Origin of the sequence: Aquitalea sp. FJL05 (genome assembly GCF_003852595.1) — a bacterium.
Lineage (GTDB): Bacteria > Pseudomonadota > Gammaproteobacteria > Burkholderiales > Chromobacteriaceae > Aquitalea > Aquitalea aquatilis.
Window position 1 is genome coordinate 1 of sequence record NZ_QAJS01000040.1, and the last position, 443, is coordinate 443.

Annotated in this window: 1 protein-coding gene; it reads right to left on the minus strand. The window is 64.8% G+C overall.

Translation table 11 applies throughout. The features are described 5' to 3' along the window. Window positions 1-443: contractile injection system protein, VgrG/Pvc8 family (locus DBR44_RS19415; RefSeq protein WP_199731122.1), on the minus strand; the 443-nt coding region annotated here is incomplete at both ends.

The window sequence follows — 443 nt, forward strand, 5'->3', positions numbered from 1 at the left end:
CGTCGTTGCCCAGCAAGCCGCGCAGGCTGCTGGCCAGATCGCCCGGCAGATTGTTGTTGGCGCGGAAGGTTTGGCCTGTCACCACAAATTCGCGCTGTTCGCTGCTGTCGCCCTCGTGCGCCGGGTGCTCGTCCAGGCGGAACCATTGGCCGGCCTGCAGGCTGCGCACCGAGCCGCTGCCGGAGAATTGCTTGGCCTGCACATCGTGCGCCTGCTGGCGTAGCTGGGCGTACTGGCTGAGCTGCTCGGCATCGCTGGCATAGTACAGCGACTGCGGGTCGTAATCCTGCAGGGTGGATTGCAAGGCATCACCGCTACGGCCTTGCTGGATGCGGGTCTGGTCGCCGGTGTGCTGGGTGGACACCGGTTGATAGTCGAAACTGGCCAGTGCGACATTGCCAGATACCACCTGACGGGCGCTGCTCCAATCGGTCAGGCCGTCT